This window comes from Monashia sp. HAY1-2A (assembly GCF_056755315.1).
Genome location: NZ_JBNDHY010000206.1, coordinates 1 through 6,568 on the forward strand (window position 1 = coordinate 1; position 6,568 = coordinate 6,568).

Sequence of the window (6,568 nt, forward strand, 5' to 3'; positions counted from 1 at the left end):
CCATGACGGTCTCCGCCAGGCGGGCGCCCGCGGAGGACGCACGCACACGAGGAAACTCGCCCGCTGGCTCGTAGTCCCGTTCCAGGGCCAGCCCGGCTGCTGCCAATACCCGCACCGAGACCGCCCTGGGAGCCGAGGGTGACACCAGTAGAAGAGCGTTCCGAACGCTGCACCGGTCGTTCTCGATGGCGAGCCGCGCGGCCGGCTCGCTCCCGCGGTACCCGCCGATGATCCATCCTTGGCCTACAGCTCGGGCGCCCAGGATGAAGATCGAACCTGGAGAGTCACCGGTGAGATCCAGCACGCGAGTCTGCTCGTCGATGTGGAGCCGTTGGGCAAGGGCTCCGAGCGCACTCACGGCTTGGTGATCTTCGCCCGTCAGGCGGATCGTGCCCCCTCCGACTCGAGTCTCGATCGTGGCGGTAGACAGAGGCGCGTAACGGTACGGAGCGGCGGCCGCGGTAACCAGTGTGGCAATGAGCAGCGTGGTTGCAGCGATCGTGGGCGCCACCCATACCAAGCGCAGGCGTCCTGTGCCGAAGAATCGGACGAGCAGGACGCTGAGCGCGAGGAGCCAGAAGCAGGCGGCGCGACCCTGAGCGGCCCACAGATTCACGTTGGTGCCGAAAGCGTAGGCAGGGGGCATGCACAGCAGCGCCCCGACCGTCGTGACCTGGAGGCGGTCAATGCGGCCCAGCAGGGGCACCAAGCCTGTTCGGGTGCGGTCTCCACGGAAGAGTGACCACGTCACAACGGCGACCGCCCCGATGCCCGTGGCTGTGGCGAGCAACAGGTTGGACGCGGCATCGGTCGCCGCGAGCGGCGTGCTGGCGGGCCGCTGCTCCCAGCGCCACACCAAGGAGTACGCGATCACCCCGAGGCCGGCCATCAGAGTCAGGAAGGCGAATCCTTCTCCGAGGTGGCGTCTCCAGCTCTTGGGGGACAGGCGGGTGGCTCGGGTGGCGACATATACGGCTCCGAGAGCGACGGCCACAGCGAGAAGCAGGAGGACCAGCGTCAGCGGCTGTCCAAGGAACGGGTCGCGCCTCACGAGGCTGTCATGGCCACCCAGAGCCTGGGAGGTGGCGAATCCGGCAGACAGCACTCGAGCGAGTTCAGACGGCGACAAGCCGTACATGATCAACGTGATGCCAGCGGAAGCGCAGCTGGCGAGAGGAGCGATCCACAGCGACCGTCGCGATGGTCCCGGGAGCGCGAGAATGCAGCCGACGACTATGGCCGAGAGGGCGGCGGCCGTTGTCGGTTTGCCCATGAAGGTCAGCCAGCCGCCGACACCCAGGAGGGCCGCTCCCAGCGATCGGGGCGTCCCATCGCGTGTCCCCACGACCACAAGCCCGGTCATGGCGACGGCGAGGCCTTGTAGAGCAAGAGCGTTGTACCCGGGTGTCATGGGCATCTGCGCCACCGTGGCCAAGGTTGTGGCACCCAGTCCTGCGCTCGCTCCTGCCCGCAGGAGGCGGGGCAGCCTACGGTTGCCGGTCAGAGCCGGTGTGCCGAGAACCACCCAGGCGAGTGACGCCACTGCAAGAAAGGAGAGCCCCATGCCGATCCACCGAAGCAGGACGACGTCGCCGCCTACGAGAACGTAGAGGGGGTGATAGACGTAGCCGAACAGCAGCATGGTGGAGCGATCATCAGCGGGATGGCTGATGGTGTTGAGATAGAAGCCTTCGTCCGTGAGGTCCAGACCACGCGTGGCCAACCACGCCGCCCGGCTGGCGGCGACAATTGCCGCAGTTGTCAGCCCGAGCGTAAGTGCGAGGGGACAGGAGTAACGCTCAGGGCGAGAGCCGAGACTCAGCCCGCTCAACGGACCAACACCGCGCGGCCCTGGCGATCGCGAACCGCGTTCTCCACGTCGCCGGTCGCCCCCTCGATGTCGAGGTGGGCCCGGTACTCACCGGTGAGCCATTCGCACTTCGCACCTGCGATGAGGGCACCAACCGCCGGCGCGAGCCAGAGGGCCCCCAGCTGGGTGAGGCAGAACCTACCCAGGTCTTCGACGGCGAGTCGCGAGCGCAGTTTGCGGGTGTGCATCGTGCCCCTCCAGCGGACCTCGACGTCGGAATCCCCGCGCGGACGGGGTCATCGCAGGGTAGTGCCGGCTAGTCCGCGGCAGGGAGAAGGCCAGGTGCCGGTGGGGCCGCTGCTTTGCTTCGTCCAGATGTCCGAATCGTGTAGAAGAAGGTAAATTCGTCGTTTGTACTGTTCGCGCAGGTAGCATGGGCTCGCGTCGAATGACCGTTTTCGGCTGACCCGCTCCAGGTCAGTCGGGTGGCGTCGCCCCGAAAGGAGCGGCCCGACGCCTTTCGGGGACTGCAGGGAACCAGGGGTACCAGGGTGATGAGACGGTGACGGCGAAGACTCGCAGGGCCCGCTGGGTTCGACTGGCCTGGGCGGGTGTCGACGCCGTCCTCTGGGTCGTCATGATCTTCGTCGCCCTGTGGATCCGCCTCGACTTCAGCCTCAACAACCCCTTCGTCCAGGGCGCGGCCTGGTTCGCGCTCGCGGCCATGGTCGGACAGCTGGTCCTCGGCTACGTCGTCGGGCCGTACTCGATCAGCCACCTGCTCGGCTCGTTCGAGGAGGTCGTCGAGCTGACCACGACGACGGCTGTCGTCGGGGCGCTGCTGTTCCTCGTCGGCCTCCTCGTGGAGCCGCCGGTGGTCCCGCGTGGCGTGCCGCTGACCGCCGCGGCGCTCGCACTCGCGGCCATGTTCGCGCTGCGGTTCGTCGTGCGGACGGTTCGCTCGCACCGCGCCACGCAGTCGGTCGCGGAGCGCAAGGCGATCGTCTTCGGCGCCGGCGAGGCCGGTCGCCGGCTCGTGCGCAGCATGAAGTACGACGACGCGAGCGGCTTCGTCCCCGTCGCCCTGCTCGACGACGACAAGGGCAAGCACCGCCTGCGTCTCGAGGGTGTCCGAGTGCGGGGGACACGATCCGACCTCACCGAGGTCGCCGAGCGCTTCGACGCCGACACGCTCGTCGTCGCCCTGCCGAACGCCGAGGCCGCCACCCTGCGCGACCTCGCAGCCCGCGCCGCCGATGCCGGGCTCGAGGTCGTCAGCCTCCCGCCGCTCAAGGACATCATCGGTGGGCGTCCCACCTCGCACGACCTGCGCGACCTCGACGTCGCGGACCTGCTCGGCAGGCGCCCCGTCGAGCTCGACACCACCGCGATCGCCGAGCAGATCTCCGGTCGCCGCATCCTCGTCACCGGTGCCGGGGGGTCTATCGGCTCCGAGCTGTGCCGGCAGATCGCCCGGTTCGGCCCGGCGCGCCTCTTCATGCTCGACCGCGACGAGTCCGGTCTGCAGGCCACCCAGATGAGCCTCTCCGGGCACGGCCTGCTCGACTCCGACGACCTCGTCCTGGCCGACATCCGCGACACCGCCGCCCTCGCGGAGGCCTTCGACCGGACCCGGCCCGAGGTCGTGTTCCACGCCGCCGCCCTCAAGCACCTGCCGCTGCTCGAGGCGCACCCGCTCGAGGCCTGGAAGAGCAACGTCGTCGGTACCCTCAACGTCCTCACAGCGGCCGAGCGCGTCGGGGTCTCGACGTTCGTCAACATCTCCACCGACAAGGCCGCCAACCCCACGTGCGTCCTCGGCTACAGCAAGCGTCTCGCGGAGCGCCTCACCGCCGACTTCGCCCGGCGAGCCGACGGCCGCTACGTGTCGGTGCGGTTCGGCAACGTGCTCGGCTCCCGCGGCTCGGTCGTCCACGCGTTCACGGCCCAGATCGAGATGGGCGGCCCCGTGACGGTGACCCACCCCGAGGTGCGCCGCTACTTCATGCTCATCCCCGAGGCCTGCCAGCTCGTCCTCGAGGCCGCCTCGATCGGCACCGACGGCGAGGTCATGGTCCTCGAGATGGGCGAGCAGGTGAAGATCCTCGAGGTGGCCCAGACGCTCATCCGGATGAGCGGGCGCCGCGACGTCGAGGTCGTCTTCACCGGCCTGCGACCGGGCGAGAAGCTTGGCGAGGAGCTCTTCGCCCTGAACGAGCACCGGCACGCGACGGGCCACCCGCTCGTCGACAGCGTGAGTGTTCCCCCGATCGGACGCTCGCTGGTGCTGGCGCAGCCCATGGATGGGTTGGAGATCCTGGACGTTATGCAGCGCGAGGCGTTCTTCGTCGAGCCCTCGGTGCCGTCCCGAGGCTGATCGGCAAGGCTTTCTTCTTCGAGTCCACGGTGCCTGCCCGAGACCGACTGCGGTGAACGCGGCTCGAAGCCTGCGGGATCAGCTCGCGACGACCGCGCGGGCCGTCTGCGCGAGAACGACAATGTCCTTCGCCATGGATCGCGTGCGCACGTACTCGGCATAGGCCGCAGTCTTGCGCGGTAGCAGTTCTTCGACGTAGTAGGTCTCGGGGTCGGGCGCCAGAGCGAGCTCGTCGGCCTCGTTGCGGAATTGGATGCTGGCCGGGTCCGTGATACCGGGCCGAACCGAGAGGATGAGCTCACGCAGCTCCGGCGCCCACTGTTCCACGTAGACCGGGACCTCAGGCCGTGGCCCTACGAGGCTCATGTCGCCTCGGAGGACATCGAGGAGCTGCGGCAGCTCGTCGAGCTTGCTCTTGCGCAAGAACCTGCCCACGCGCGTGACTCGGGCATCGCCTGCCGCACTCAGCAACCGACCGTCGTGCTTCGTCCACATGGTCCGGAACTTGTGGATTCGAAAGGTGCGACCGTTGAGGCCAACTCGCTCCTGGCGAAAGAAGACAGGACCCGGGGAGTCCAGGCGGACGGCCACACTGACCACCGCGAGCACAGGGGAGAGCGACGCCAGTAGGAGCGTCGCCATGGTCAGGTCGAAAACGCGCTTTGCTGCACGGGACACTCGCGCAATGAGCCCGCTCATCCGAAAACCCTTCGGACCGCGGAGATGACGCGGTCCACCTGGGCACTCGTCATCGAGGAGAAGAGCGGCAGGCTGAGGGCGCGGGTGAAGGAGCGCGTGGCCACCGGAAAGTCGACGTCCCTCAGGTCATAGGACTCCCGCCAATAGGGATGGCGGTGTAGCGGGATGAAGTGAACACTGGTACCGACTCCAAGTCCGGCCAGTTGCTCGATGGCACCATCGCGATCGATGGGCGCAGCATCGTCCGAGCGGACCACGTAGAGGTGCCACGAGTGCACATCATCCCCTGTGGCGCGGGCAGGCAAGTGCAGCGGAAGGTCGGCGAAAGCGATGTCGTACTGCGCAGCGATGCTGGCGCGCCGATCACGCATACTGTGGGCCCGCATCAGCTGCACCCGACCCATCGCGGCTGCGGGGTCAGGCAGGTTGTACTTGTAGCCCGGAGCCACGACTTCGTAAAGCCACGATGGTTTGGTGCTTCGGTACCGGTCGAAGACGTTTCGGTTGATGCCATGCAGGCGCATGGTTCGCACGCGCTCGGCGACGGCAGGTTTTCGGGTCACGACCATTCCTCCTTCACCCGTCGTGATGGTTTTGGTCGCGTAGAAGCTGAAGACCACGGCGTCGGACTCGCCCGCGCCGACCATGGTCCCGCCACCCACGCAAGGCAGTGCGTGTGCGGCATCCTCGACGATCAGGAGTTCGTGCTCGTCGGCAAATCGGCGAAGCGCATCCGGGTCGACCGCCAGTCCCGCGAAGTGAACGGGGATGATGGCGCGAGTCCGAGCGGTGACGGCTCGTTTGGCCGCATCCAGATCGATGTTCAATGTCGATTCATCGACGTCGACGATAACGGGATGGGCGCCGAGGTATCGCACGACCTCAGCGGTCGCCGTGAACGTCCAGGTAGGGACGATCACCTCATCGCCGGGGCGGATGCCGAGGGCCTCAAGCGCCAGGTGCAGGCCGGCAGTCGCCGAGTTGACCGCAACGGCCTCCACGTCGCCGCCTATGAACGCGGCGAACTCGGCCTCAAACGCGGCCGAGCGGGGGCCGCTGGTGAGCCAGCCGGAGCGCATCGACTCGGCGACAGCGGCGATCTCCGCTTCCCCAACGTCGGGGAGGGCAAAGGGTAGGAAATCAGGCTCTGTCGCGCTCAAGGCGCCCTCTTCCACTTCAATACGGCATATGGGTCATATGTAGGATATGCCCTGTAAGGGACGGTCGTGGCCCCGCGACCTGCCAGCGTCAGAGGACGGAGTGGAGCATGCGGTTCGGGCTCCTCACCCAGTGGTACGACCCGGAACCGGGACCCGCGGCGCTTCCCGGCGTCCTGGCGCGCGGTCTCGCGGAACGTGGGCACCAAGTGCGGGTCCTGACGGGCTTCCCGAACTACCCGACGGGCCGCCTCGCGGACGGCTACTCGCTTCAGAGACATCTCGTGGAGGAGTGCGATGGCGTCGACGTGCATCGTGTCGCCCTGTACCCCAGCCATGACAGCTCGGCGCTACGTCGAGTCGCCAACTACAGCTCATTCGGGGCTTCGTCGATGGTGAACGGTTATCCGGCGTTGCGAGACTTGGATGCATTGTGGGTCAACTACTCGCCGGTCACCGTGGGAGGCGCTCAGCTGCTCGCGCGGTATGCCTTCGGGGTCCCGTCGGTGGTCCACGTTCTGGATC

At 67.5% G+C, this 6,568-nt stretch carries 6 protein-coding genes; 2 read left to right on the forward strand and 4 right to left on the reverse strand.

The genetic code is table 11. The features are described 5' to 3' along the window. Both ACPYOM_RS20285 and ACPYOM_RS20290 read right to left on the reverse strand, forming a co-directional pair. A partial coding sequence (locus tag ACPYOM_RS20285; protein ID WP_481347329.1) for a hypothetical protein occupies positions 1-1,723 on the reverse strand: 1,723 nt, incomplete at its 3' end. A 104-nt stretch (positions 1,724-1,827) separates the two neighbouring features. After that, positions 1,828-2,058: a hypothetical protein gene (locus ACPYOM_RS20290; protein ID WP_481347330.1), complete on the reverse strand. Its 231-nt coding sequence runs from the start codon at positions 2,056-2,058 to the stop codon at positions 1,828-1,830. Positions 2,059-2,372: 314 nt separating this feature from the next. On the opposite strand from ACPYOM_RS20290, the gene ACPYOM_RS20295 reads away from it, so the two are divergent. Then, a complete protein-coding gene (locus ACPYOM_RS20295; protein ID WP_481339481.1) occupies positions 2,373-4,187 on the forward strand; it encodes a polysaccharide biosynthesis protein in 1,815 nt (604 codons plus the stop codon). A gap of 78 nt (positions 4,188-4,265) precedes the next feature. Here the strand turns inward: ACPYOM_RS20295 and ACPYOM_RS20300 are convergent, their stop codons facing one another. After that, positions 4,266-4,886, reverse strand: coding sequence for a sugar transferase (locus ACPYOM_RS20300; protein WP_481347331.1), 621 nt, complete (start codon positions 4,884-4,886; stop codon positions 4,266-4,268). After that, on the reverse strand, positions 4,883-6,061 hold the full coding sequence (locus ACPYOM_RS20305; protein WP_481347332.1) for a DegT/DnrJ/EryC1/StrS family aminotransferase: 1,179 nt from the start codon (positions 6,059-6,061) through the stop codon (positions 4,883-4,885). The genes ACPYOM_RS20300 and ACPYOM_RS20305 overlap by 4 nt, the downstream gene beginning before the upstream one ends. Before the next feature lie 92 nt (positions 6,062-6,153). On the opposite strand from ACPYOM_RS20305, the gene ACPYOM_RS20310 reads away from it, so the two are divergent. Continuing rightward, on the forward strand, positions 6,154-6,568 hold a 415-nt coding region (locus tag ACPYOM_RS20310; protein WP_481347333.1), incomplete at its 3' end, for a glycosyltransferase.